We start from the raw sequence: 26,179 nt of genomic DNA on the forward strand, positions 1-26,179 counted from the left end.
ATCATGTTGAGTAGAAGTGCATTATCGCTGGCGCTGACTGCGTCTCTGACACTGAGCGCCGCCGGGGCGACTGCGGCGGATCTGGTGATCGCCGGACGCGACGGTATCTACGGTCAGGCACTGGAGGCCACCGTTGCGCGTTATAAGGACACCCACCCCGACACGGATATCGAATTACTGAAGCTGCCTTATGGCAGTCTCTATGAAAAGCTGGTGATCTCACTGCGCGAGAAGTCTGGCGCTTACGATCTGGTGTTGCTGGACGATACCTGGGCCACAGAGTTCATGGGTAACGGCTGGCTGGCGAATCTGGAAGAGCAGGGCAAGATCACCGGCGATTTCATCGCCGCCACTTTGGACATTTCCCGCTATCCCGTGGCGCAGGGCCCGGCTTATTCACTGCCCATCGTCGGCAACGTGGCCATGTTCGCCTACAACCAGGCGCTGTTTGATCAATACGGCCTGAGCAAACCCGCCAACTGGGATGCGGTGAAAGTCGCCGCCAAAACTATTTCCGCCAAAAACCCGGACACCAGCGGCGTGGTGTTTCGCGGCCAGAAAGGCAATCCCATCGTCACCGGTTTTCTGCCTCTGTTCTGGGCCCATGGCGGCGTCATCGTCGATGACAGCGGTCAGCCCCAGGTGAACTCCACCCAGGGCGTGCAGGCGCTGGAGTCGTTTCTGGAGCTGAAGCAGTACGCGCCCAAGGGCATCGAGGTCTATAACTCCACGGAAGTCCGCGACGCCATCCAGCAGCGCAAGGCGGCCATCGCCATTGAAGTCTGGCCTTCCTGGGCGCCGTCCATGGATGACCCCAGCCAGTCCAAAGTGGTGCAGGAAATGCAGGTCATGGCGGCGCCGGGTCAGGTGAATGGCTCTTCTCCCATGCTGGGCGTCTGGCAGATGGGCGTGACCGCAGACGCCAAACATGACAAGGCCGCCAGAGACTTTCTCGACTACCTGACCAGCGCGGAAAACCAGAAAACCCTGGCGCTGGAGCTGGGCCTGCCGCCGACCCGTCGCAGCGTGTACACCGACAAAGACGTCGTAGCGAAATACCGCTGGTATCCCAATCAATTGGAAGCGTTGGAGCACGGCAAAGCGCGTCCCCGCATCAAACAGTGGAACGAAGTGGAGAGCATCCTGGGCGATTACCTGCAACTGGCGATGATCGGACAGATGGACGCCCGCACCGCGCTGGATCAGGCTAATCGCAAGATCGACCGGGCGCTGAAGCGGTAACTCATCCAGTTCTGACTTTTCACTATTAACCAGGCAGACAAATAGCTTCCTTCTATTTGTCTGCAACGACATGGCCTGCACATGTCAGAACATAACACCGGGCGGCGCGGGATCTGACTGCGCCGCCGCTTTCACGGAGAGATGAATGCTGTTTCGTTCCCGCCTGCAGTTACTCCTGCTGATGTCGCCCGCCACGCTTTTGTTGGCGATGTTGACCCTGTATCCCATCAGTCAGATTCTGATCAATGCGTTTTCCTATGTGGATTATGTCGGCGCCGAGCGTCAGTTCGTCGGTCTGGACAACTTCGTGGAGTTGTCGGAAGACTGGTTTTTCGCCGGAGCGATAAAGAACTCCTTGAGTTTCTCGGTGCTGGCGTCGCTGCTGCAGGTCGGCCTCGGACTAGCTCTGGCGGTGTTGTTCGACCGTCAGTTCGCCGGACGGCGTTTTGCGCTGCCGGTGATCATCTATCCGATGATGCTGTCGACCCTGGTGTGTTCCGCCATCTGGCGCGCCTGGTATCACTATGACTTCGGCTTTTTGAACAATGCGCTGCTCAGCCTGGGGCTGGAGCCTGTGCAATGGCTGTTCGACCCGGACATGGCGCTGTTTTCCGTGATGCTGGTGGATATCTGGCAATGGACGCCGATGGCGTTCCTCATCATTCTCGCCGGCCTGCAATCCATTCCGGCGGATATCAAGGACGCAGCGTTGACCGACGGCGCGCGCGGCTGGCGACGGTTTCGTCATATCACCTTGCCGCTGATCATGCCGCAGGTGCTGCTGGCGTTGCTGCTCAGATCCATCGACACCTTCAAGCTGTTCGATAAAGTCTACGCCCTGACCGGCGGCGGGCCGGGGAACAGCACGGAAACCCTGTCGCTGTTTATCTACAAACAAGGCTTCAAGTTTTTCAATCTCGGTCTGGCGTCCGCCGCGGCGCTGCTGATGCTGACCATCGCCTGCGCGTTGAGTGCGGTGTATGCGTGGCGCTATGTGGGAGCTAAGTCATGAGTGCGATCAAGCAAACCTCCGTCCCGGTTTTTTCTGATTCCGTTGCGGCGCCTTTCTCCGGCGTCTCGCGACTGTCTGCGCGAACCCTGGGGTTTTACCTTGTTCTGGGCGCAGCGTTGACGTTTTTTGCGCTGCCGATAGTGTGGATGACCGGCATCGCCTTCACGCCGTCCGGGGAGTACGTTAGCGACAGCCTGAGTCTGCTGCCTGCGCATCCGACCCTGGCGCACTTTGAAGCCTTATGGCGCGACGGGTTTCCAGGACGTCTGGCGAATACGCTGATCGTCGCCGTGAGCGCCACGCTGCTGGCGTTGTCGCTGGGCTTTCTGGCCAGTTACGCGTTAGTGCGTTTTCGTTTTCCCCGCCGTCTGGATCACGCTTTTCTCCTGTTGGTGCTGGTGATCAAGATGATGCCGCCGATTGTGGTGGCGATCCCGCTGTTTCAATTGCTGAAAGGCCTGGGATTGCTGGACAGCAAGCTGGGTCTGATTCTGGTGTATCAGGTCTACACCCTGCCGTTTTGCATCTGGATGCTGCTGAGTTTTGTGCGCGACGTGCCCCTGAGTCTGGAAGAAGCGGCCAGTCTGGAAGGCGCCGGTTTACTGCGCCGTCTGTGGCATATCGTGCTGCCCCTGTGCGGTCCGGGACTGGCGGCGACCTTTATTTTCACCCTGATCATGGCCTGGAACGAGTTCCTGTTCGCCTTGCTGTATCTGTCTACGCCCAGTCACTTCACCTTGCCCCTGTATGTGTCCAATTTCATCACCGAAAACGAGACTTTCTGGGGGCAACTGATGGGGATTGGCCTGCTGTCTTCTTTACCCATGCTGTTGATGGCGGGGTATGTTCAACGTTACTTACTGCGTGGCTTCGCCATGCAAATGAAATAGGAATTTCGCTGATGGCTTCCGTCACATTGCAAAACCTGGGCAAGCAATACAAAAACCAGACCGTGCTGCGGGATATCAACTTACAGGTCAGAGACGGCGAGTTTCTGGTATTAGTGGGACCTTCGGGCTGCGGCAAATCCACGCTGCTGCGCATGATCGCAGGGCTGGAGACCGTCTCCGGCGGCGATATCCGGATCGGAGGCCGTCGGGTCAATCAACTGGACCCGGTGGACCGGGGCATCGCCATGGTGTTTCAGTCCTATGCGCTGTATCCCCATATGACCGTGTGGGACAACATGGCGTTCGGCCTGAAGATGGCCGGCGTCGCCAAACCGGAGCGGGAACAGCGCATTCAGCAGGCGGTGGAATTGCTGCAATTGCAGGCGTTGACGCAACGTAAACCGGCGGAGCTGTCCGGCGGTCAGCGTCAGCGCGTGGCCATTGGGCGCGCGATCGTGCGCAAGCCGGAGGTATTCCTGTTTGATGAACCGCTTTCCAACCTGGACGCCAAGCTGCGGGACCAGATGCGGGTGCAACTGTCCGAACTGCACCACCGTCTGGGCTCCACCATGATCTATGTCACCCATGACCAGAAAGAAGCCATGACCATGGCGGACCGCATCGTGGTGATGCGCAATGGCGTTATTGAACAGGTGGGCACGCCGCTGGAGTTGTACCATCAGCCCGCCAACCGTTTTGTCGCAGAGTTTATCGGCTCTCCGGCCATGAACTTTCTGCCTGTGCGCGTGGCGGCGCTGAACGCCCGCCATCTGTCTTTAGAATTGCCCTGGGGGCAGACGATGCAGACTGACGCGTCCAGGTTTGTTCCAAAAACCGGGATGTCTGGCCTGAATGACGACGCGCAACTGGCGCTGGGCATACGTGCTCAGGGCCTGGTCATCGACGACAGCAGCGACCTGCGCATGCAGGTGGACGTAGTGGAGGAGTTGGGCAATATCGCCTATGTGCACGGGCGTATTCAAAGCCATCGCCTGATCATGGAAACCCCTTGCGCGCCCCGCGCAGGAACCGAAGTGGGCGTCAGATTAAAGCCGGATATGCTGCATCTGTTTGACGAGCAGGGGATGAGTCTGGCCTCGCAGATGGAGCGCGCCCATGCTGCTTGAGATTATTGGAACCGGCGAAGCCTACGACCGTTTTCGGGTGAACGCCGCGGTACTGGTGCAGGAACAGGACTTCCGCCTGCTGATCGATTGCGGACCTACCGTGCCCCAGGCGCTGTGGCGGCGTCAGTTGGCGGCGGACGCCATCGACGCGATCTATCTGACCCACATTCATCCGGATCACGCCTCTGGCCTGACCGCGCTGTTGAATCAATGGGCTTCCGCCGGTCGGCGTCGGGACTTGCAGATACTCTGTCAGCCTGAGCAGCAGGCTCATCTGGAATGGATGTCCGCTTACGCCGCCTGGCCGCAGCGACTGCCATTCATTATTCACTGGCGCGACGCTGGCCAAACTGCGGAAATAGGTCCCTGGACGCTGCAAACGGCGCCGACCCAGCACAGCATCAGCAATCTGGCGTTGCGCCTGGAGCAAAAAGGGCCCGTTTCCCATCCTACGGGCTCTCTGTTTTACAGCGGAGACGGTCGTCCGACCGCCGCAAGCGCCAGCTTGATGCGGGGATGCGTGATGGCCATGCAGGAGTGTTTTTCTCCTTTGGAGCAGGGCGAGGGCAGCCATCATGGCGACTTGCCCGGCTGCCTGCGCCAATTGCAAAGCGCCCGTCCTCGCCACTTGTTGCTGTATCACATTGAAGACGGCCAGCATAACGCAGTGGCCGAAGCCATCCGACCTCGCGTCGATGTGTCGGTGGCGGAGGACGGGGAGCGCTGGTGTTGCATCACCGGCGCGCCACTGAACGCGCGATTAGATCAGCAAGGAGAACGCTATGCAGCGGGAGCAGGCTGAAGCCATATTGCGGGAGGCCGGCGATCTGGCGCTGGCCTTTTTCCGCCGCCGCGAATCTCTGCGGGTGGAGCGAAAAGCCCGTCAGGATCTGGTCTCGGAGGCGGACCGGGAAGTGGAAAGCCTTATTCGGCGACGTATTCAGGCGGCCTGTCCCCGAGACCGGCTGCTCGGCGAGGAATTTGGTCTGACGACATCCCCTCAGGACGCGGACGCCAGTACTTGGGTGATCGATCCCATCGACGGCACCACCAATTTTCTGCGCGGCATCCCGGATTTCGCCATCACCCTGTGCCGAGTGCGTGACGGCGCGCCAGATATCGGATTGATTTACCACCCGGTGCAACAGGAAATGCTCTTCGCCGCCCCCGGTCAGGGCGCCTGGCGCAACGGCGTGCGTCACCAGATCGAATCGACGCCGGTAACCTTGGATAGCGCCCTGCTGGGTCTGGGCTACAACCTCAGGCCAGGCAACGCGCAGCGGGCCATCGCCATGATGCGCAGCTGGACCGAGGCGGGTTGCGTTACGCGGCAGACGGGCTCGGCGGCGGTAGGCATCAGTCAGGCGATATTGGGAAGAACTGACGGCTTCTACGAGCCTCAGCTGAACAGTTGGGACGCCCTGGCGGGACAGTTGATCGCAACCGAGGCGGGCTTACGCAGTTCCACGTTTCTGTGCGGAGAACGTTTGACCCGGGGCGGACCAGTATGGATCGCCCGACCGGAACTGTTTGGTCTGGTCAGGGAAGAGGAGACCGCCTGGTGATGCAGGACAAACGCATTACATCCGATGATGTGGCGAGATTGGCGGGGGTGTCACGCTCCGCCGTCTCCCGCACCTTTACCCCTGGCGCCAGCGTGTCGGAAACGACGCGCAATAGCGTCATCGCCGCCGCCAGGAAACTTGGGTACCGTCCCAACGCCCTGGCGCGCTCACTCACCGGACAACAGAGCGGTCTGGTGGCAGTGGTGATGGCGGAATTCGCCAATCCCTATGAATCCCAGGTGTTTTACGCGCTGACTCAGGCGCTGCAAAAGCTGGATAAGGTTTCCATGCTGGTGACGCCGGATGAATCCGGCGACATCAACAACTCATTGCAGTTGGTGGGCGCCTATCAGGTGGACAGCGCGATAATCGCCGCGGGTTCTTTGTCGTTACAGGCCACGCAGATCTGTCTGACTATGGGGATTCCCTCAGTGCTGATGGGGCGCGACGATCCTTTCGGCAAAATCTGCTCGGTGCAGACCGATAACCGTATGGCAGGCCGTCTGGCGGCGGAGCATCTGACGGCCTGCGGCGCCCGTCGTCCCGCTTATATCGGCGGACGCCCGGACGGACAAGCCTCGCAGGAACGCAAAGACGGCTTCTTTGACAGCCTGCGCAGCCAGGGGGTTGAGCCGCTGGGCCATTGCGACAACCCGGATTACAGCTATCAAAGCGGTTATCAGAGCGCCCTGACGTTAATGCAACGACGCCCCGATATCGACAGCCTCTTTTGCGCCTGTGACGCCTTGGCTTTTGGGGCTATGGACGCCGTACGCCAGCAATTGGGCCGCAAGACGCCGCAAGATATCCAGTTTGTCGGCGCGGATAACGTGCCCATGGCGGAATGGCCGGGGTATCAACTGACCACTATCAGCCAGCCGGTGGACTTATTGGCGCAGGCGGTGATGGAAAACCTGGAGATTATTCTGACCCAGGGCCAGGCCATGGCCCGCTCCCGCCGCGTCGCCCCCTGGCTGGTGTCGCGGGCGACCACTAAATGTGGTTGATATCTTCATAAGGCGAAAACTTTAAAGCTCTAGCATATATTGAAAAAACATTAAGTATTTGCTGTTTATACTCCGACTAAATAACAATCCTAACTGCAAAAAAATAGATTAAAACCAAAAAAGCACTGCCTAAATTTCTAAGCCTAGTATTTAACTGAAAGGAGTGCTATGTTCTTGTGGCTTCCATGTTGGATATAGTAATGGCTCTCGCTAGAATCCCTTAAAGATGACAATTGATCTTAAACTCGTTTCTGAGCGGCTGCAGAAGGCTAGAACTCTTCAGTCGTTAGACATACAAAGAGTAAGTGATGACACTGGCATAAGTTTCGATCGTATAACGTTGATAGAATCGGGAAATCAAGCTCCATCTGGTGATGAGTTGTTGATACTTGCTAGCTACTATACTCGCGACTTTAGAGACTTTATTGACCCATCAAGACCTGAGCCATTTAAGCAGACCGACATCTTATATCGTAAGCATGGTAATGCATTCAAGGAAAATGATAGGCGAGCTATCCAAGAGTTTCTGTTTCTCTGTGAAATTGAGTCCCAACTTGTAAAAGAGCTGAAAATCACTTCCACTCCTTTCAAATTTTTCCCTTCAGGTAGCTTTTTCAAGGGTCATGGCGAGCAAGCAGCAGCAGCCTTACGTAAAGAGTTAGGTTACCAGTCTCGAGAGATAAAGTTGGATATATATTCCGACTTTCGAAGAATTGGGCTTCATATCTTTCGTAGGAAATTAGTTAGTTCAGATATCTCTGGTCTATATATAGAGCATCCAATTGCGGGGCATTGTATTTTGGTTAACTATGAAGAAGATATCTATCGACAACGATTTTCTGTGAGCCATGAAGTGGCGCATGCAATATTCGACTCCTCAGAGGCCGTAAGTGTAACTTACCGGCCCAGTAGCTCAAAGTATGAGTCTAAAGACCTTAAAGAAATTCGGGCTAATCGTTTCGCTTCTTGTTATTTAATGCCTCCTGAGATGCTACAAGGTTCAGTGAAGTGGACAAAAGAAACGGCGTTAGAATGGGCGAAAAAGCTAAAAGTAAGCACAGAAGCCTTGTCATATGCCCTTTTAGAGGCAAATGAAATCGATAAAATTACTGCAAATGAAATACGGAAAGTTCGCGTTTCTATTAAAGAAAAGATCGACCCTGAAGCCCCAGAAAACCTAACTAGAACCCAAATAAATATGAGGAATAATCTGCTTCAGCGAGGCTTGTCAGACTATTATGTTGGGCTTTGTTTTGAGGCCCACTATCAGGGGCTAATTTCAGCCGGGAGATTGGCTGAAGCTTTGTTGGTTGACAGCATTGAGCTAAAGGAAGTTTCTACTTTATACGGTCGGAGTATTAACCATGGACTTTGATCCCGCTGTGTTTCCAACTGCATCAGTGGCGGATACTTGCTCAGTTTGGAGTATGCTCTCATCGCAACTTTTAAGCAGAGCAATAGTTCAGGCCCAGCTTTATGTATGTATTACGCCAGTAGTGCTTTATGAGTGCCTACATAAACCACGCACTATTACTTCAGAGCAACAAGAACTAATGGGGCGCTTAAAAAAGGCACAATCTGATGGACGCTTTTCGATACAGGAATGTAGTCTGGAGGACCTACTTGCAGTTTCTGCTCAAGCTCCGGGACGTTTGGGGGCCGGTGAGCTATCGTGCATTGCTACATCCTATAGCATTCGTAGTATTGCTTTTATAACGGAGGAGCAGTTGGCGAAGAAGTATGCAAAAAGACTTAATATACGGGTTGAAAGCACGCCACGCCTCTATGGCTATCTACATTTCCATCGATATTTAACTGATGCAGATCATCCAGACGTAATTTCCGAGCATGAAAAATTTGAACGCCGTCCATTAACAAACTTTCTAGAGAAAACATATTATGAAGCCCTTCGTTGTCGTTTGATGAGCCAGCAAAGTACTGACATAAAGCCAAATCACTCGGCTAGCTCATCAGATAGGTCTGCTTAAACCCTATATTTCTCGAAGTTTCAAAAAGACGTCTGCGGCCAGTCGGATACGGATTCCAGATAGAATTTCTGGTTGTCTCCGCCGCTGCAGCGCCAGATTTGCCACTGTTCTGAGGATTCCGCAGTTCCGCCGGGGATATCCATGCAATGGCTGCCGTTGTTGTTCAGGTTCTGGAAGGCGCCGGATTCGGTGATGCGCCATTTCTCGGAACTACCGCCGTCGCAATCCCACAGGTGCACTTTGTCGCCGTTGTCCGCCGAGCCGGTATTGAAGTCAACGCAGTAGCGGTTGTCGCCTTTGGGGCGTAACTGGCCTTCCGCGGTGTACACGAACTTCTGGTTATCTCCGCCGCCGCAGGCCCAGGACAGCAGGTCGCTGCCATTGCCGTACTGCGCTTTATCGACATCCATACAGTATTCCGGTCTCACCTTGGGTTTGATTTTGAAGTATCCCGGCAAGCCTCGGCGCTGGCCAACCAGGGGAATCGAGCTGGCGGTCCAGGTTGGCGTGGAGGAGGGAGCTGCGAGGTCCCAGCTGATCACGGAGACGCCATGGGCCACCGCCAGCCAGGCGCTTTCGTAGGAAGTGTTGGCGAAATCGCCGGCGGCGCCCCACAGGTGAATGATCTGTTTATATTGAGCCGCGCGGTTGGCGGTGAGCTGATAATGGTCGCCAGCTTTCACGTTGCCGCAGAAAAAGTAGGCGGAATGCTCGGCGGACATGGAGTCAATGGCGCCGGAGAATTCGTCCGCGTCGGCGGTGTCGATGTCTGGACACAGAAAAGTGGACTGAGCGCCGAAACGGTTCATCAGCGCCGTCTCCATACGTCCGTTAACGTCGCCGATAAAGCCCCCGGTCAACACCACGATCAGTTTGCCTTTCAGCTCTGAGACCTTCGGCCAGCCCACGTTTTTCAAGGTGTTGCGATAGTTGGACTGAAAATGCGGATTAAGGCGGTTGATCAGGTCCTGATACTGGTAAAAACGTCCGCCGAGGCGGCTGTTCAGATAATTGCCGATGAACTCGTCGAGCTGCTCCACTTCCGAGGCGTACCAAGCGTTCAGCGGGTCCCAACTGGCCTTCATGTCGACGAACAGAACCAGCGGCATGGCGTTGGGGTGGCCGTTCATCCAGCTCACTACGTCGTCCAGGCAATGGCCAAGCTGGTCGTCGCTGCCTGCGCTGCAGTTCTGATTTCCAGGTGAGGCGCTGTGGGAGACGTAGGGGCCTTTATCCCAGCTTTCCCAGTCGCCGCGGTCGATGACATCCAGCTCCAGGGTGCGATAACCGCGCTCAAGCCATTCGCTCAAACGACTGCCGTGTTCGAAGCTGTTGTGAGGTTGCACGTAGTACAGCTCGTCGAAGCGATGATTGTCATTGGCGGTTTTCGCCTGAAAAGGCGGATAAAAGGTTTCGCCGGCGTTGGCGCCTGTGCTGAATCCGAATGACAGCATGGCGGAGCAAACGGCGGCCAGGACAGCGGGCGTTTTCCATTTGAATAACATGCGATATCTCAACTCTGCTCAAATTCCGGCCGAGCGCCGCCCAGGCTTGCAGTGGATAGACTGAAAACCTCGTCAGCGCGAAACGCGGAATGTGGGTGATATCCGGAGTCGGGAAGCGGACGCCTCTCGACTCCGGCGTTTGCAGTGGCCGCCACGGTTTCATCTTGGAAAAAACAAATGACAGCGCAGTGAAGCGGAGTTGAAGGTTATTCGTGCATGGGCGTGCAACGGGATGGCGGTCGACGTCGCCGGGATGGCTAGGCGGCGGCGCGACCTCTTTCCTGACGACGGCGCAGATCGGCCTGAGTAAGCGCTGGCGGCGTGTAGGGCGCATGCAGTGGCCCAATGTCGGTTCCCGGCGCGACGATGGCGTCAATCTGATCAAGAATGTCATTGCTCAAGGTCACTTCCGCTCCAGCGAGCAGGTCGTCAAGTTGCGCCATGGTGCGTGGCCCGAGATTCGCCGCGGTGACGCCGGGATGGGCGATGGCGAAGGCCATGGCGAGATGCGTCAGGGATAGCCCCGCCTCCTGGGCCAGAGCGGCAAGGCGCTCAATAGCGTCGAGCTTGCCCGTATCCGCGAAGTAGGCCGGGTTAAATTTCACGCGCTCGCTCTCGGTCTGCGCGCCCTTGCGGTAGCGCCCGGTGAGCATGCCCATAGCCAGGGGACTCCAGACCATGACGCCCATGCCGTATTTTTCGCAGACAGGCAGTACTTCCCGTTCAATACTGCGGTTGAGAATCGAGTAGGAAGGCTGCTCCACGCGAAAACGGGCCAGTCCGCGGCGTTCCGCCACCCATTGCGCCTCGACGATTTCTGCGGCGGGAAAGGTGGATGTCCCGATAGCGCGGATCTTGCCGGCGCGCATCAGGTCGGTCAGGGTGGCCAGGGTTTCCTCAATATCGGTGTCCGGGGCGGGGCGGTGAATCATGTAGAGGTCGACATGGTCCGTTTGCAGACGGCGCAGGGAGTCTTCCAGAGCGCGGGTCAGCCAGCGTCGGGAATTGCCTTGTTGATTGGGGTCCTGTCCCATCGGCAGATGCGCTTTGGTGGCCAGCACCACATCGTCGCGTCGTCCTTTAAGCGCCTTGCCGACAATCTCCTCGGATTCGCCCTGGCTGTAAAAGTCCGCCGTATCGACAAAATTGACGCCGGCGTCCAGGGCCTTGTGGATGATGCGGATCGCTTCGTCATGATCGGCGTTGCCCACCGCGCCGAACATCATCGCCCCCAGACAATAAGGGCTCACTTTAATGCCGGTTCTTCCTAAGGTGCGGTATTTCATGTGCTTTTCTCCTGGTTAGTCATCAAGACGATCGCCTTTCGGCGGTTGTTTACTCCCTCTATGCGGAATAAAATGGAGCAATGTTCCGGATAATACGGAACGATGTTCCGCTTATCAAGAGATAAATGGAGCATTGTTCCGTTTTTGAATTAAGTCGACGGCGTTCCGTTTAAAATTGAAACGGCAGTGTTCCAGTAAACGCTGAAACGTTGAAACGCTGGAAAAGATAGAAACCAAGGCTTCCCCTGAGGACTGACATTGAGTAAACAGACAAAAACAGAAAGCGCCGGCGGCGGGAAAAGCAAAGCGCGCCCCGTACGGGCGGACGCCCAACGCAATCTAGACGCCTTGCTGAACGCGGCGCTGGAAGTATTCGCCACCTCGGGCGTAGACGCGCCGGTGCGGGAAATCGCCGCCAAAGCGGGCGTCGGCATGGGCACGGTATATCGACACTTTCCGCAACGTTCAGACCTGATCGTGGCGGTTTTTCGCCAACAGGTAGACGCCTGCGCCGCAGCCGCCGATACGCTGGCGGCGCAACATACGCCGGGAGACGCGCTGGCGTGTTGGATTCAACGCTACGCCGACTTCATCGTCACCAAACGGGGACTGGCCACCGCACTGCATTCCGGCGACCCGGCCTACAGCACACTGCCAGGGTACTTCGACAAGCAACTGAAACCCCAGTTACAACGCCTACTCGACGCCGCCATCGCCACCGGCGAAGTACGCAAAGACGTTGACCCGGACGACCTGCTGAGAGCCGTAGGCAGCCTATGCATGTCCGCCCATGACGACCGCATCGACTACGCACGAAGAATGGTCGCGCTGCTTGTAGACGGCCTGCGTTACAACCCCGATTCACGGTAGGACGGTAGGTCGGAAAAGCGCAGCGCCTTCCGACGCTATGCTTTCATGTGAATATATGCGTTTTATATCAGAGGGATATGGTGGCTTTCTAAACCAAATTGTTGGATGGCGCTGCGCTTATCCAACCTACGTTTTATCTCTGTCATGCGCTGACCTGCGGGTACGAAAATGGATAAATCCGAGGCTTGCAACAACATGCTGTACATCGGCTGGGATGTTGGCGGTTGGAATTGCGATAACAACAGCAAAAGCCGTGACGCCTTGGTGGTGCTGGACGATCAGCGCAACCTGCTGGGCAAACCCTGGCGGGGTAATTTGCGGACGGTTATCAATCAGGCGGCCACCACGGCGGAGTGGATTCAGGCGCTGCTTGATGGCTGCAAGGTGACATGGCCGTCCCGGAAGCTTCCTGCTGTGATCCTGGCCATTGATACGCCTTTGGGATTCTCCCAGGCGTTGCAGCAACTGATCACGGGAGGGGCTCCTGTTGATCGACTGGATGAGTCCGCGGCTAATCCTTATCTGTTCCGCCTGACCGAGCGCTTTCTGTTTCGACATGGCTTGACGCCACTCTCTGCGGTCAAAGATATGATCGGCAGTCAGGCTACGAAAGGCATGCACGCGCTCGCCAAGTTCGCGCCGCGACGAAAGTCCATCGGCGTTTGGGAAGGGGATGGGTTGTTCCAGGCTATCGAAGCCTATCCATCTTCCTGCAAACGCTCCGATTGTATGGCGACGCTGCTGGCGCCATTTTTCTCTGAACGGACCAGTAAAACGCACCCCGTAGGTCCTCACTGGCGAGACGCCGCTTTTGTCGCGAATATCGACCATGACGACAAACGGGGCGCACTGATCTGCGCCCTGATCGCCTGGCTGTTCGCGAACCAGCCCGAACAACTACAACCGCCGGAACCAGATACCCCGATATCGGAAGGCTGGATTTTCGTCCCCAAAGACGGCTTGGACGCAGAGAAAAAAGGCGACAAAACCAAGTAGGCCGGAAAAGCGAAGCGCCTTCCGACGCTATGTTTTTGTGCCAATAAATACCTTTTATATCAACAGATTGCAGTGGCTTTCTTAGGCTGGTTGTTGGATGGCGCTTTGCTTATCCAACCTACAATTAATACCTCCTCCCAATACTTCCTTCCAAAGGTAGGTCGGAAAAGCGCAGCGCCTTCCGACGTCATGCTTCTATGTTAATAAATGATTTTAATTCAATGGATTGAGAAGGTTTATTAAACTTGTTTGTTGGATGGCGCTGCGCTTATCCAACCTACTTTGAGGTGTGAAATATGTCGGGAAGTGCGGGCGGGTCGCCCGCGCTTCCGGGTAGGGTTAGTTCTGCAGTTGTTTTTCTGCGTCGGTTTTCCAGGGGGAGGCCAGGCCTAGTCGCAGGGAGGATTTGAACAGGCTTTGCGCTTCCGCCGCTTGGCCGCTCTTCTGTTTCACTTTGGCGTAATGGTAATTGATCGTCGGGTTGTTGGCGGCCAGTTGGTAGGCTTTGCCGATGTTGGTTTCCGCTTCGGTGACTTTGCCCAGACGGAATTGTATCCAGCCCAGCGTGTCCAGAACCGTGGGGTTGATGGGGGCGAGTTTTGCGGCTTGTAGCGCCAGTTTCTCTCCTTCGCTGAGTTTGTCCGTTTCGCCCAGCAGGTACGCCAGATTATTCAGCGCGCCCAGGTGGGAGTCGTTCAGACGCAGGACGCGACGATAGGCGTCTATCGCCTGATCGGTTTTCTTGCCTTCCTCATACAGAGAGCCCAACAGGAACAACCCTTCGTGAGATTCTGGATTATTTTTGACCAGGATTTCCATTTCCTGCTGGGCCTTGTCCAGTGTTCCCAGTTGTTTCAGCGCCACGGCTTTGGCCATGCGCAAGGAACTGGAGTCCGGCGCCAGTTGCAACCCTTTGTCGAACAGGTCCGCGGCGGCGGCGTAATCCCGGGTGAAGGCGTGAAACGAGCCTGCGTACAGATAACTCTGCGGGTTGTCCGGGTAAGTCTTTAACAGGTCGCTGTATACCGCTTTGGCCTTAGTCGGGTCGTTCTGCACCTGATAGAGGCTGCCCAGGCGCTGATAGTAGGGGAAAGGCGCCTTGGACTGTTTGATGAGATCTTTGTAGACCTTCTCCGCCAGCTCATGTTTGCCGGATTGCGCGAAATAATCGCCCGCCTGCACCGCCAGATTTTCCGGCAGCTCTTTGTCTTTCAACGCCTTTTGATAGTCACTGACGGCTTTATCGTGATCGTCTTTCTTCGCGTAGGTCAGCGCGCGCTGGAAATACGCCAGTCCCCAGTCCGACTTCAATTTCAGCAACTGGTTGAAGCTGTCGAGGGATTTATCCAACTGACCGGCGTCGCGCTGGGCGATGCCCAGGGCCAACAGAGGCGCAGGTTGTTTCGGGGAGAGTTTCAGCGCTTTCTGGAACAGGGGGATGGCCGCTTCCGGGCTTTGATTGGCCACATAGGCGTTAGCGAGCAGCACCAGGGCGACGGCGTTGTCGCTGGTGGCGTCAATGATCGGGGAGAGCAGCTTGATGGCTTTGCCTGACTCGCCATTTCTGACGTATTGCTCCGCCAGATTAAGCTTTACTCCTACATAGTCCTCGGGGGTGTTGGCCAGGCCTTTCTCCAGATGCTCTATGGACTTGGCGACCTCGCCTTGTTCCTGATAGATCAAACCCAGCCGTTGATGCGCGCGGGAATCGTTGTCGTTGTAGCCGACGGCGGTTTTATATGCGTTAAACGCCTTCTTGGGTTCTTTCAAAGCGGTGTGAACATCGCCTTGCTTGGTCCAGGCGGAGCTTTGCGTGGGCGCTAATTGTGTGGCTTTTTGCAGTAGCTTGAGGCCGTCCTTGAGTTTTCCCTGTAACGCCAGCACCGTTCCTTTCAGTTCCAGCGCCAGTGAGTTGTTTGGCTCTTTGGCGAGAATCTGGTCCAGCAGTTTCTGGCTCTGCATAAATTTTTGTTGTCGGATCAGGTCCAGCGCAGTGGCGAGATCCTGATTGGCGGGTTGTAGCTCGCCGCCGGCGGGAGGCGCGTCAAGAAAGAAAAGGCTGGTGTCGGACTGAGCGGAGCTGGGTTGCGTAATGGCCGCGTGACCGCCGCCAACGGCGAAAAAGAGGGCCAGCGCTAAAGAGAGGCGTTTGTTCATCGATCGGGACCTTATAGTTCTCAGACATTTGGGAGCATCATGCTGTTGTCAGAGTGTAATCCAATATGAGGGATAAAAAAAAAGGGCGTTAAACAACGCCCTTTATTAGTAGCGGATTACTTAGCTTTTTCTGCGACGAGCCAGCAAGCCAACCAGACCCAGACCCATCAACGCCAGGCTGGCGGGTTCTGGAACAGTTGAGCTGACAACGATATGGTCGCGCTCGGTAGCGACTCTGCCGCCGTCAACAGTGGCGTAGATGTCGAAGTCGTAGGTGCCGGGAGTTGTGCCGGTGAAGGTGACTTCGAAATCATAGGTCGCAGCGCTGTCGCGGGTGTAGGAGCCGTTATAAGACGCAGGAGACACGGATACCATGCCGGGAGGCGCGCCAGAGATGTCGAGCGCCACTTCAGTATAGGAAGAAATAGCGGTCGAAATGGCGTCATTGATAGTGTCTACCAATGTGGTGGTGTCGATGCCTGCGTGATAGGTGCCGCCGGTCGCCGCAGTGATGCGGGAGGCCTGGCCAGTGCCATCTAAACAGAAGCCGAATGAGCAGTTGGCGACGTCAATCGCTTCTACCTGGATGCTGGCTGCCTGCAAAGCGGCGGTTGCGCTGGCTTCGGTTGAACCCAAAGAGGGGTCATGGCCCGTTGCGTCGCCGAACCACAGCAGGATGCGCTCAGCGTCTGGACGCCAGGAAATGGTGGTTGCGACCTGTTCCAAAGCGTAAATGTTCGCTTCAGGGAAATCGCCACCGCCGCCGGCGGTCCAGGTGTTGATCGCTGCTTGCGCCGCGGAGGTGTCGCTGGTCATATCGGTCAGGGTGCGATAAGCGAAGAAATCGGTGGCGTCACGATAGCCGCCTACGCCGAAGTTAATGTCGCCAAAGCCCGCTGCTGTGCCCAAGATAGAGCTGGCGGCGGCTTTAACCGCTGCAATCTCTCCACTCATACTGCCGGTTTCATCCATCAGGAAGAATACGTCTACCTTGGATGTGCTCGCTTCGGCGTCAACGGTGACTGTCTTGGTGATGGTCACGCTTTCGCCGACATCAAGCGTCGCAGAGAAAGTAGTGGGAGAGATGGAGTCCGCCATCGCCGTAAACGGCAGGAAAGCGGTAAAGGCGAGTGAGCACGCTAGTCTTTTCATTGTTACCTCCTGGTGTGGGTTGTAGTTAGATTTAGTACTGCAATGAAAAATTTCTTGAGATTGCTCAGGGAACCTATAAGGCACAAAACAGGCCAATCTCTTTAAAACCCCGCTTATTGGGGTGTTTCTTAACTCTTTTAGGAAGTGGCCAATCGGGAACTGTAAATTCGTTATATAAGTATTTCCACTAAAGGCCAAAAGGCTTATTCCATTAAGGGTAATTTCGCAAAAACCGAGGGTTTTGTATACAAAGCTAAGCGCCTGTTTTGTATCGTTTTTGTGTGATCTAACGATAGGCCTAAACGCCCCTGGCGCAAGGGTTAGATTGAATTTTAAACAACCTGAAATTTAAGAAGGTGTAAATTCTTTGAACGCTGTCGAAGGATCTACAGGAAACGCAGGTGAAGCGTTAACCGTTTGTGTGAGGGAGGAAAAAATAGCGCTGACGGCTTGGCCGCTATCAGCGCTCAAATATGGCTATTTAACCAGCAAAGGGAGAGGCTTTCTGTCTAACTATCTGACTAATTATCTCACTATATCTATCTGTCTGGCTGATTAACTTAAGGCTGAGCGGCGTACCACACGTTGCCTACGCCATGGCCCGTCGCGTCACCTTGCTGACGGTCGCCAACCCACAGATACAGAGGCTGGTTTTTGTAAGCCCACTGATAAGTCCCGTCTTTACGTTCGACGATCGTAAAGTCGCCCCAGGTTTTAGCTTCTTTCTTGGCGAAAAACGGAGGCCAGCTGTCTGCGCAGGAGTCGTAGCAGACAGACGCGCCATTGCTGTCTTTGGTGAAGGTGTACAGCGTCATGCCTTGTGCGTTGGCGAATACTTCACCGACAGAGGTAGAAACTTTAGTGACGACCTTAGAGGAGCTGGGGCTGGCTGAAGAAGTTTTCAGCAGTCCGCCGGTGTTGTCGTAGGCGTTGTTATAGCCGTCAGCGCTGGCGTAGCTGTTGGCGCTGTAGCTCTTGCTGGAGCTGGAATACTTTTCATCGCAATAACGATCCGCTTTGCCTTCCGCGAATACGGCGGAGGTGAAACCAGCGGCGGCGATCATCAGAGTGGTCAGTGCGGCGAACTTTTTCATCTTTCTATCCTTTATCTATCTAAGTGTGGCTAGCGGGTCTCGGACCTTGAATTTGAAACTCGTAGATAAAGACGACAGGGATGGGGCGTTTGGATGCAAAGAAATTAAAAAAATTTCTGATTTCTGAATTTCACTTTAAAAACAACTCTTAAGGTTCCGTTAAGAATGCGCCGTTAATCTGCGTACATGAAACAAGGAGAGGGCGCTAACCCGCCGCGGAAGTACGGCGGCTCTCTCTAAAAATCATAAAAGAACGAAACACCCTCAATAATGCATAAAAGGAACCTTAATCATGGCTAGTTACATCTATCTTCCCGTTGTCGGCCCGGAAATGATCGCACTGTCCGCGCAACTCGCCGGTGTATTGAACGCCACAGTGATTCAAAAACCGCGACTCAGATTGCCCACGTCGCCTGGCTGTCTGTCGCGTCTACACGCCACTGACACGCTGTATATTTTCACTCATGGCGCGGGCAGGGGCGATACGGCCACCATCGCCGCCAAAGAGAACGGCTGGTTGCCGAGAAACCGTCAGCACTACGATAGAGAGACGAAGCATTGGGTAGGCGGGGTGTTCAAAGCGTTCACCACGGAGCAGATGGCGGACGACTTGCGTGAGGAAGGTCTGCCCCTGAACTTCATCGATGTGCACGTACTGGCCTGCGGCGGCGGATACGCCGGCGCGTTGTCCCCCTGGGTGGAGCGTTTCTGCACCAAACTTTCCAGAACCCATGTCTTTGTTGAAGTCACCGGATATCAAGGGTTCGTGCATATCTCCACCGGCTCTATCCGCGTCGAAGACCGCAACGATCGCGGCGCCCGCAGCTTCTACAGCCTGGAGGAAAAAGCCGTGGTTTACCGCTCCGGTTATGCGGAAATGACCGCCGGCCGCGGCAGATCCTCCTTCGCCCGTCCCATCAATACGCGGGACCGGTCGCACCATAATACCTAAGGGCGATTGCACCAAATATGTAAGGGAAGTTGCAAAGGGGAGAGCGCCCTCTCCCCAGGCGCAATAAACGGATAAGCTGATCCTTGAGCGCCTGTTTCCTCACAACACCCCAATAAGATGCGAAGCCTTGCCCCAATAAGACACTGTCCATTCATTGTTCGAATACGTGATTTCGGAATAGGCGCAATTGAAGTGGGTGTATTGGCTGGCGCTGGTTTTATCTTGGGCATGTATCAACCAGATCAGCGCCTTTAAAAAGTTGCCGTGGGTGATCGCCAGGAGGGTGTCATCTTGATGATGGGTTGCAAGCCGATTCAGAAACTGACTTGCTCTTTGCGCGACTTCCGCCAGGCTCTCGGAGTTTTCGCCGGCTTTTTGGTGGGGGTGTTCTCCCCGGATAATGGCCCTGGCGGAAGGGTCTCTTCGGTCTATGTCATGCAGGGGCAGGCCTTCATAGGAGCCGAAGTTCTGTTCTTGCAGCAAGTCGCATACTTCAAAGTCCGGCGAAATGACCTTGCATGTTTCCATGCAGCGTAAAGCGGGCGATGAGTAAACCTTGGCGAAGCGGTAGTGCTTCACTTCCGTCGCCAGCCTGTCTGCTTGCGCTTTGCCCTGGTCCGTCAGGTCGGAGTTGAGGCGGCCTTGCAGGCGACCTTGTTGATTCCAGATCGTCTGGCCGTGCCGGGCAAGGATGACTTTCATGCTATCCATTCCATCTCGTTCCATTCCACTACTTCACTGATTCTCTATTCTGAACGACTGAAAGATTGGCACTGTATGGCTAACCTGGATTATTGTCGAGGGTAAGCAATTTCTTATTTCTTTTTGGGGGGAGAAAGAAAATGAACTTCGATAAGTTTAAAGAAGAGACGTTAAAGGGCCTGCGCGCTTCGGCGGAATCTTATGCGGAGATGATTCTGTCCGAACCGGAAACCATGGCGGAATTAACCGACGCCAGCGATGAGGCCACGCGGGAGGAACTCATTGACGAAATCGTCGACACCGCCTGGGAGCGCAACGGCGAAGCCTGGTTCGAACGCTTTGTTATCGAGCCGGGACTACCCGACGACATTGAGCCCGGCGATTTAATGAAAATGCTGAGGCCCAGCGCCAAATACCGGGAATGGGTGCAGGCGGTGATTGAGGAGAGGTGTTCTGGTCAAATCCCACCGGACACTTTCTTTAGAGAGTTTTCATAATTAACCGGCGACATATCATTGTTCGCCGTATGCAGTCTTTCGAGGTTGTAATACCTCATGTAGGCTGCGACATCCTGCTTCATGTGTTCCCGGGTGGGCTGGGGGATTTTTAATATCCAGTCATGCTTAAGGCTACCAAAAAAGCGTTCAACCACCGCATTGTCCCAACAGGCTCCTACATCGCCCATACTTGCCCTGATTTCATACTTTTCCAGCAGTTTTCGATAATGTCCGCTGGTGTACTGAGAGCCCCGGTCACTATGGAATACCAGGCCCTTGGGCGGCTTCCGCAAATTGTAGGCCTTGATCAGCGCCTGGCTGACCAGGCTCGTTGTCATGCGCTTATCGATGCGCCACCCGACGATCCTTCGGGAATATAAATCCATGACAATGGCCAGATATATCCAGCCTTCTCCTGTTTTCAGATAGGTCACGTCGCCAGCCCAAACCTGATTGGGCGCGGTAGGATTAAAATTCTGATTCAACAAGTTATCCGCCACCGCATGATGGTGTTTGCGCCTTGTAGTGGCTTTGTAAGCAACGCGTTGCGTGACCTGAAGACCAAGCCGCCTCATGAGCTTGCGAACCCGGTAGCGTCCCACCTGAAAGCCTTCTTCGCGTAGCTTCTTCATCATCTCTCGACTGCCCAGACTGCTTCGAGAAGCGTTAAACAGTCGCTTCATTCGCCGATGCAGATGCAGCTCATCAAACCGGATCACCGGCGCGGAGCGCCGTCGCCAGGCATAGAATGCTGATCGACTTGCACGCAGAGCCCGGCAAAGCACTTTCACAGGGAAGCGATTCGACTCTGCCTGAATGAAGGCGAACTTTATTTCATTTCTTTCGCGAAGAAGGCCGAAGCCTTTTTTAGAATTTCCTTTTCCATGCGCAGCTCTTTGTTTTCTTTGCGAAGCCGTTTTAACTCGGCGCGCTCGTCTTCAGCCAGAACCTGATTTTCAAGCTGAGCTTCAATCTTTTCCTTCCACTTGTAGAGCATATTGGCGCTAATGCCGAGGGATTTAGCCGCTTCTGGGACGGAATAACCTTGGTCGCGCACCAAGGAAACGGCCTCTTCTTTAAACTCTTTTGTATACTGCTTATACGACTTTTTCTGACTCATGCTGACACCTTAATCGTTGACGGGTATTGTCTCTTATTAATGTGTCCGGGACTATTAGACCACTACAAGGGTCTCGGAAAGTTGAAAGGCGGCGATTCGACTAGAAGGTGATATGTGTTAGAGTCCCGCCCCCAATTTAGTAAGGCAATGTCAATCAGACAACACATGCTGGTAGCAATATTAAAAGGTGCTCTCTTTTAGGTATTTTCCTAAAGGAGAGAAGAGTGAAGAAACGTGAAGTTCGTCTTATCAAGGCGTTTGGGCGCAATGAAGCAGGGCTGGCGGATTTACCTAAAAAGGTGTCGGGCACAGCGGTTTCGAGAGTAGTTCTGGGGGAAGAGTCCGGCTGCTCGCGCTGCTTTCCCCACGGTTTTGAAACCGTCAACGCCACAAGGCCTCAGCGCAGTTGGAAGACGCATCGTAAAACCAGATGGAAATAAACGGTGATAAGGGCGCCAAAGTGCGCTCAACATCGCTGCTTGCAAAAGAGAACGGGGCTTTACGCCCCGTTTTTTAATTCAACGCCGCCTTCAGCACTTTGTGTTCATCTTCGCTGACGCCGAGTTTCCAGTAGCTGGAGATGTACAGGTCGCTTTTTTCCAGTCCTTCCTGGGCGCGGAAGTGGTCCCGCAACTGGCGCATGCTGTTTAGTTCGCAGGCGCACCAGACGGAAGGACGTCCTTGCAGCCATGGCAGGTCGCGGACTTTGTTCAGCAGCAGGTTGCTGTCGACGCCGGGATGGGGATTAACCAGCCAGTGCACGTCGAGGTTGGCGGAGGTCTTGAGGGGCTGGATATCCGCCTCGCTGATCACCTCAATCACTGCATAGCCCCTCGCATTGGAGGGAAGCTGTTCCAGGTTGACGCTGATGGCGGGCAGGGCGGTCATGTCGCCGACTACCAGAAACCAGTCTGCTTCCACATCCACCAGTTTCTTCGGACCAGGGCCGCCGATCAGGATCTGCGAGCCGATTTCCGCCTGGATCGCCCAGGTGGAGGCGGGGCCGCCGTCTTCATGAATGACGAAATCTATGTCGATCTCATCCTCTCTTTGCGCGCGCACGGTGTAGGTGCGCATCAGCGGGCGCTGCTCGCCGTCGCGGGGGAACATCAGTTTGACGTATGCGCTTTCCTGATCGGCGGGAAAGCTGGCGATGCCGTCGCCGCCCAGGGTGACGCGCAACATGTTGGGAGTAATCGATTGTCTGCGAACCAGTGTCAGTTCGCGGGGCGCAGGTCTGCTCATTTCATCCTCTTGAATTCAGTAACAATAGGGCTCCGTCGTGAGGAGCGGCTGTATTCAGTGTTTGAGGTTTTCCGCCATCGCATTCGCGAGTTTGACGAACTCCCGGATCTCATCAGCATTGAGGCCTTGCGCCATGCGGCTTCCCGCCAGCGCTTCCACCTCTTTTATTGTCTTGTACGCGTCAACGCCTTTCTGGGTTAAATGCAGTAGTTGGCTGCGTCGATCTTCAGGGTTGTCCCGTTTTTCAATCAGCCCTTCCTCCAGCAGATCTTTCACCACCCGCGTGATCTGCGCCTTATCCCGCTGCAGGCGTTCTGCAATCACCTGGGCGGTACAAAGAGTGTTTTTTTCACGGGCATGGTTGATCACTTTCAGCGAGCGTATGTGGGAAACCGCCAAAGTCAGATTGACCTCCTGATACGCCTGACGCATCGCGCGTTTATAAGCATGAAGCAGGCGATGCAGGGACTCTCCGACGCTGGTTTCCGGGACGTTGTTTTCTGGCATGATTCACAGTTCAGGTTAGTTGACTATGTCAACCATAATGACATTAGTTGATACTGTCAACTAAAAAGGCTGTCAATGAAACAGTAAGCTTAAGCTGTTGGGAAATGAGCCCAAGGGCGTTGATTTACAGGACGTGCTTTAACAGTAGTTCAGTCAGATCCGCATGGGGCATGGGGCGGTAAAAGAAAAAGCCCTGCACCAGCGCGCAGTTATCCGTTTTTCCCCGCACGAATTCCAGGGTTTCAGCATCCTCGATGCCTTCCGCCACCAGTTCCAGATTCAGGTTTTTGCCGATATCGATAATGGTTTGCACAATGGCGGCTTTTTTCGCGTCTTGCAGCGCGCCCAGTAAGAATGAGCGGTCAATTTTCAGGTAGGAAAAGGGAAGTTCCTGCAGGTAGCTGAGGGAGGAGTAACCGGTGCCAAAATCGTCCAGGGCGAACCTGACGCCCTGGCTCTCCAACTGCAGCATGGCGTTTCTCACCAGGTCTTTATTCGCCATGAACAATGATTCCGTGACTTCCAGAATCAGTCTGGAAGGCGACACATTGAAGCGCTCAAGCTCGCCCATGATATCGTTAACCAGAGCGACATCATTAAAGTCGGCGATGGAAAGGTTCACGGAAATCGTGGTGTCCGTAATGCCCTGACTGCTCCACTGCGCCAGAATCTTGCAGGCTTCATGGACCACCAGGCGACCAATGTCTCTTATCATGCCGGTATTTTCGGCGATAGGGATGAACACTCCGGGAGGAATCACGCCGCCATCCGGCTTTATCCAGCGAATCAGTCCTTCAGACCCCTTAATGGCGCCGGTTCTAATATCCACCTTGGGCTGCAGATAGAGCGTCAGCTCAAGGTTTTCGATAGCTTTGCGCAACTGGTTTTCCACCGTCTGTTTGCGCACTTCCTCCTCGGCGATGCTGAAGCTGAAGAACTGAATGGCCGAACCATGATTAAAGCCATGGTATTTGGCCAGATCCGCGTGACGGACCAGATCATTGACGGTCTCGCCGTCTTCCGGGTAAATGCTGACGCCGATATGACAGGAAATGAAGTAAAGGTGATTGCTGAACTCAATGGGCTGACTAATATCTCGCTCTATGTTTTGGCAGATCGACATCACCTCATCGCTGCCGGGGATATCCCGCAAGATTGCGATCAGATCATCGCCGCCGAAACGGGCGACGATGTCCTGATCCCGCAGACGCAGCATGATGCGGTGCACGGAGTCGATCAGTATGGCGTCGCCGACTTCAAAGCCCTGGGTGTCATTGATTTTCTTAAGGCCGGATAAGTCGATGAAAAGGACCGCCAGCTTCATCAGGTGGAAGCTATGAAACCTGAGCTGCTTTTCAAGAAGCTGGTTGAGGCAGTTGCGATTGGGAAGCCCCGTCATGGTGTCATGCAAGGCTTGAAAACGGATGATGTCATCGGTGATTTTCTGCGAGGTGATGTCCTTGAAGCTCCAGACCCGGCCTTGCAGTTGGCCGTCCACTACTTTTGGAGACGAGTAAAATTCATAATAGCGCCGGCGTTTGAATTCGATGACGCCATTCACGTTGATAAAGGGGTCTTTGCGTATGGCCTCAAAGGTTTCCTCAAGCTCCGTGGGGTTCTTGCATATCAGAAGCAGCTGCTCCTCAAATATCATGTCCGCCTGTAACTGGTTGATGAAATCCTTGCCCTGCCGATTCAGGAGGGACAGCTCGCCGTTACTATCAAAGGAAATGATGGCTTCTCCGGTGGCGTCCAGAATGGCGGTTAATTCGGCGCCGGAGCGGCTGATCTGCGTATTGGCCTGGCTTAACTCGTTAACCTGCCGGGAAAGCAGCGTATTTTGCTCGTTCAATTCATTGGATACGACGAACAGGGAGTGCTCGATGAAGCGTATTTCATCCTCATGCTGGGTATAGGCGTCCGATATGCTCTCCAGAAAGCGGGGATGCGCCGCCAGGAGTTCGGCCAAGCCCGCTCGCTTCAGTTGGCGGTGTAACAGCTTGTGCATTATCCGACCTCTTCGAAAAGCGTCACCGTCATCGTCTGGTTCAGCAGGCCGCAGCGTCCGTCGCTGCAGATCACTGAGGAAATCTCCCCGTAAGAATAAAATCCCGCCATATGACATCCCTCGGATATCATCTCTTTGACCTCTTCCAGTTCTTCCTCGGTTCTGACGCCCAACACCATCCGCCGCCCGACGCAGCTGACCAGGATCGCCAGTTGTGACGGCGCGCCTTTTATGTCGTTGATGGCTTTCTCTGTGGCGTAGCCCGCGCCCGATATGAGGTTTTCGTAGTTGGCGTGCATAATCTGACAACTGGCGCCCTCCGGCACGTTGCCGGCGAACACCATGCTTTGATCTTCTTCATTGATGGAGAGAATGGTGCGAACGACCAGTTCCGTGGCGACGGGATGTTTGAGGCCGATAGGAAAGCGCAGGGCGGACGCCGGCAGCTCATTGGCGTACTCGCCGAGATAGGTCTTGTAGATTTCCAGGGCGGGCTTGTTATCCAGTTCGTACAGCACGTTTTTCTGCGATCTGGTGACCTTTCTGTTGGGACCAAACGGCTTCCAGCCGCCGAAGTTGCCTTTGCCGACCTTGAGGTTCGGCCCATAAAAACAGATAAGCGCCACCAAGCCGCCTTGATACTGATCGTTCAGCCAGACTTTGGTCTCTTTGAAATCCATGCCGTCCCCCGCCAGACCGCCCGTCATGTAGATATTGTCCGGTAACTTCTTGCAGACGGAGCGGATCAGATCGGAGCCGTTGACCACGTGCCCGTCCGACATGACGAAAATGTGCACCAGACCTTCGGTGTTCAACTGCTCCGCCAAATGCGCCCCCAGGGCGCCGCTGTCGCCAAAATCATGGAAGTCGGCGGACAGGGTCTCTATCCGAGAGGAAGCGAAGGTTGCTGCGGTCAGGCAGATACAGCTGTCGTACAGTTTGGTTCCCTCAATCGCCCCGCTGGTGGTGCAGCCGGTAATCTGCGCCTGTGGGAATGCCTGTCTGACCTGATCGCGAACGCCGGGATCGTCCATGATGTCTTTGGAGCCAAAAGCGATGACCCATTGGGCGGAGCTGGCCGAGGGCAGGGGCTGGCTCCAGGCGCCATTCTGGTATGTCGATTGATAAATCTCCGCCACTGCAACCTCCCTTTTGCCGCTATTACTGTCTGGTCTTCTTTCTCTTCTTTCTTTTCATGCTCGACTTTGCTACTTCACCACTGCTCTCGACTTTTACTTTTTTTGTAAAAAGTCCTCC

25 protein-coding genes are annotated in these 26,179 nt (G+C 54.9%); 14 read left to right on the top strand and 11 right to left on the bottom strand.

What is annotated here, in order from left to right; all coding sequences use genetic code 11:
* Positions 1–3: 3 nt before the first annotated feature.
* The 9 genes from ACQYWX_RS15340 to ACQYWX_RS15380 all read left to right on the top strand — a co-directional run bounded on the left by ACQYWX_RS15340 (position 4) and on the right by ACQYWX_RS15380 (position 8,831).
* On the top strand, positions 4–1,242 hold the full coding sequence (locus tag ACQYWX_RS15340; protein ID WP_431689451.1) for an ABC transporter substrate-binding protein: 1,239 nt from the start codon (positions 4–6) through the stop codon (positions 1,240–1,242).
* Positions 1,243–1,387: 145 nt separating this feature from the next.
* Complete coding sequence (locus ACQYWX_RS15345; protein WP_216739884.1) at positions 1,388–2,254, top strand: carbohydrate ABC transporter permease; 867 nt, start codon at positions 1,388–1,390, stop codon at positions 2,252–2,254.
* The gene (locus ACQYWX_RS15350; RefSeq protein WP_431689452.1) at positions 2,251–3,144 is read left to right on the top strand and encodes a carbohydrate ABC transporter permease; all 894 of its coding nucleotides are present in this window, start codon (positions 2,251–2,253) and stop codon (positions 3,142–3,144) included. The genes ACQYWX_RS15345 and ACQYWX_RS15350 overlap by 4 nt, the downstream gene beginning before the upstream one ends.
* Positions 3,145–3,155: 11 nt before the next feature.
* Entirely contained in the window at positions 3,156–4,271 is a 1,116-nt protein-coding gene (locus ACQYWX_RS15355; RefSeq protein ID WP_431689453.1) for an ABC transporter ATP-binding protein, read from the top strand.
* Positions 4,261–5,073 (top strand): MBL fold metallo-hydrolase, encoded by an 813-nt coding sequence (locus tag ACQYWX_RS15360; RefSeq protein ID WP_431689454.1) that lies wholly within the window; start codon positions 4,261–4,263, stop codon positions 5,071–5,073. Before ACQYWX_RS15355 ends, ACQYWX_RS15360 begins: the two co-directional genes overlap by 11 nt.
* Positions 5,054–5,836 (top strand): inositol monophosphatase family protein, encoded by a 783-nt coding sequence (locus tag ACQYWX_RS15365; RefSeq protein WP_431689455.1) that lies wholly within the window; start codon positions 5,054–5,056, stop codon positions 5,834–5,836. Before ACQYWX_RS15360 ends, ACQYWX_RS15365 begins: the two co-directional genes overlap by 20 nt.
* Positions 5,779–6,843, top strand: a complete 1,065-nt coding sequence (locus ACQYWX_RS15370) for a LacI family DNA-binding transcriptional regulator (protein WP_431689456.1) — start codon at positions 5,779–5,781, stop codon at positions 6,841–6,843. Before ACQYWX_RS15365 ends, ACQYWX_RS15370 begins: the two co-directional genes overlap by 58 nt.
* 226 nt (positions 6,844–7,069) lie before the next feature.
* Complete coding sequence (locus ACQYWX_RS15375) at positions 7,070–8,218, top strand: helix-turn-helix domain-containing protein (RefSeq protein ID WP_431689457.1); 1,149 nt, start codon at positions 7,070–7,072, stop codon at positions 8,216–8,218.
* Positions 8,208–8,831, top strand: a complete 624-nt coding sequence (locus ACQYWX_RS15380) for a hypothetical protein (protein WP_431689458.1) — start codon at positions 8,208–8,210, stop codon at positions 8,829–8,831. The genes ACQYWX_RS15375 and ACQYWX_RS15380 overlap by 11 nt, the downstream gene beginning before the upstream one ends.
* Before the next feature lie 20 nt (positions 8,832–8,851).
* Here ACQYWX_RS15380 and ACQYWX_RS15385 read toward each other — a convergent pair whose 3' ends face one another.
* Both ACQYWX_RS15385 and ACQYWX_RS15390 read right to left on the bottom strand, forming a co-directional pair.
* Positions 8,852–10,336 (bottom strand): ricin-type beta-trefoil lectin domain protein, encoded by a 1,485-nt coding sequence (locus ACQYWX_RS15385; protein ID WP_431689459.1) that lies wholly within the window; start codon positions 10,334–10,336, stop codon positions 8,852–8,854.
* Positions 10,337–10,593: 257 nt separating this feature from the next.
* Positions 10,594–11,622: an aldo/keto reductase gene (locus tag ACQYWX_RS15390; RefSeq protein WP_431689460.1), complete on the bottom strand. Its 1,029-nt coding sequence runs from the start codon at positions 11,620–11,622 to the stop codon at positions 10,594–10,596.
* 258 nt (positions 11,623–11,880) lie between these two features.
* On the opposite strand from ACQYWX_RS15390, the gene ACQYWX_RS15395 reads away from it, so the two are divergent.
* Together ACQYWX_RS15395 and ACQYWX_RS15400 are read left to right on the top strand one after the other, a co-directional pair.
* Positions 11,881–12,492 carry a TetR/AcrR family transcriptional regulator gene (locus tag ACQYWX_RS15395; RefSeq protein WP_431689461.1) on the top strand — a complete coding sequence of 204 codons (612 nt, stop codon included), beginning with the start codon at positions 11,881–11,883 and terminating at the stop codon, positions 12,490–12,492.
* A 168-nt stretch (positions 12,493–12,660) separates the two neighbouring features.
* On the top strand, positions 12,661–13,488 hold the full coding sequence (locus ACQYWX_RS15400) for a DUF429 domain-containing protein (protein WP_431689462.1): 828 nt from the start codon (positions 12,661–12,663) through the stop codon (positions 13,486–13,488).
* A gap of 339 nt (positions 13,489–13,827) precedes the next feature.
* On the opposite strand, the gene ACQYWX_RS15405 is transcribed toward ACQYWX_RS15400, so the two are convergent.
* The 3 genes from ACQYWX_RS15405 to ACQYWX_RS15415 form a co-directional block, all read right to left on the bottom strand.
* Positions 13,828–15,645, bottom strand: coding sequence for a tetratricopeptide repeat protein (locus ACQYWX_RS15405; RefSeq protein ID WP_431689463.1), 1,818 nt, complete (start codon positions 15,643–15,645; stop codon positions 13,828–13,830).
* 120 nt (positions 15,646–15,765) lie between these two features.
* On the bottom strand, positions 15,766–16,797 hold the full coding sequence (locus tag ACQYWX_RS15410; protein ID WP_279508283.1) for a VWA domain-containing protein: 1,032 nt from the start codon (positions 16,795–16,797) through the stop codon (positions 15,766–15,768).
* A gap of 560 nt (positions 16,798–17,357) precedes the next feature.
* Complete coding sequence (locus ACQYWX_RS15415) at positions 17,358–17,891, bottom strand: COG4315 family predicted lipoprotein (RefSeq protein ID WP_431689464.1); 534 nt, start codon at positions 17,889–17,891, stop codon at positions 17,358–17,360.
* 292 nt (positions 17,892–18,183) lie between these two features.
* On the opposite strand from ACQYWX_RS15415, the gene ACQYWX_RS15420 reads away from it, so the two are divergent.
* Complete coding sequence (locus tag ACQYWX_RS15420; RefSeq protein WP_216740176.1) at positions 18,184–18,843, top strand: hypothetical protein; 660 nt, start codon at positions 18,184–18,186, stop codon at positions 18,841–18,843.
* Positions 18,844–18,942: 99 nt separating this feature from the next.
* Here ACQYWX_RS15420 and ACQYWX_RS15425 read toward each other — a convergent pair whose 3' ends face one another.
* Positions 18,943–19,545, bottom strand: a complete 603-nt coding sequence (locus tag ACQYWX_RS15425) for a histidine phosphatase family protein (RefSeq protein WP_431689465.1) — start codon at positions 19,543–19,545, stop codon at positions 18,943–18,945.
* A gap of 140 nt (positions 19,546–19,685) precedes the next feature.
* Here ACQYWX_RS15425 and ACQYWX_RS15430 point away from each other — a divergent pair, with 140 nt between their 5' ends.
* Positions 19,686–20,042, top strand: coding sequence for a hypothetical protein (locus tag ACQYWX_RS15430; RefSeq protein WP_431689466.1), 357 nt, complete (start codon positions 19,686–19,688; stop codon positions 20,040–20,042).
* Here ACQYWX_RS15430 and ACQYWX_RS15435 read toward each other — a convergent pair.
* Positions 20,003–21,162 (bottom strand): IS3 family transposase gene (locus ACQYWX_RS15435; protein ID WP_431685671.1). Its coding sequence is split into 2 segments (ribosomal slippage): positions 20,003–20,898 and positions 20,898–21,162, totalling 1,161 coding nucleotides; the frame shifts between segments, so codons are not numbered across the junction. The two genes, ACQYWX_RS15430 and ACQYWX_RS15435, sit on opposite strands and share 40 nt — an antisense overlap.
* A gap of 224 nt (positions 21,163–21,386) precedes the next feature.
* Between ACQYWX_RS15435 and ACQYWX_RS15440 the strand changes: the two genes are divergently transcribed.
* On the top strand, positions 21,387–21,602 hold the full coding sequence (locus tag ACQYWX_RS15440) for a hypothetical protein (protein ID WP_431689467.1): 216 nt from the start codon (positions 21,387–21,389) through the stop codon (positions 21,600–21,602).
* 73 nt (positions 21,603–21,675) lie between these two features.
* Here the strand turns inward: ACQYWX_RS15440 and ACQYWX_RS15445 are convergent, their stop codons facing one another.
* The 4 genes from ACQYWX_RS15445 to ACQYWX_RS15460 all read right to left on the bottom strand — a co-directional run bounded on the left by ACQYWX_RS15445 (position 21,676) and on the right by ACQYWX_RS15460 (position 26,061).
* Positions 21,676–22,407: a siderophore-interacting protein gene (locus ACQYWX_RS15445; protein WP_431689468.1), complete on the bottom strand. Its 732-nt coding sequence runs from the start codon at positions 22,405–22,407 to the stop codon at positions 21,676–21,678.
* A 54-nt stretch (positions 22,408–22,461) separates the two neighbouring features.
* On the bottom strand, positions 22,462–22,914 hold the full coding sequence (locus ACQYWX_RS15450) for a MarR family winged helix-turn-helix transcriptional regulator (protein ID WP_279508272.1): 453 nt from the start codon (positions 22,912–22,914) through the stop codon (positions 22,462–22,464).
* Positions 22,915–23,038: 124 nt separating this feature from the next.
* Positions 23,039–24,922 carry a putative bifunctional diguanylate cyclase/phosphodiesterase gene (locus tag ACQYWX_RS15455; protein WP_431689469.1) on the bottom strand — a complete coding sequence of 628 codons (1,884 nt, stop codon included), beginning with the start codon at positions 24,920–24,922 and terminating at the stop codon, positions 23,039–23,041.
* Entirely contained in the window at positions 24,922–26,061 is a 1,140-nt protein-coding gene (locus tag ACQYWX_RS15460; RefSeq protein ID WP_431689470.1) for an FIST signal transduction protein, read from the bottom strand. Before ACQYWX_RS15460 ends, ACQYWX_RS15455 begins: the two co-directional genes overlap by 1 nt.
* Positions 26,062–26,179: the final 118 nt, after the last annotated feature.

Source organism: Hahella sp. NBU794 (genome assembly GCF_050749805.1).
In the GTDB taxonomy this organism is placed as follows: domain Bacteria; phylum Pseudomonadota; class Gammaproteobacteria; order Pseudomonadales; family Oleiphilaceae; genus Hahella.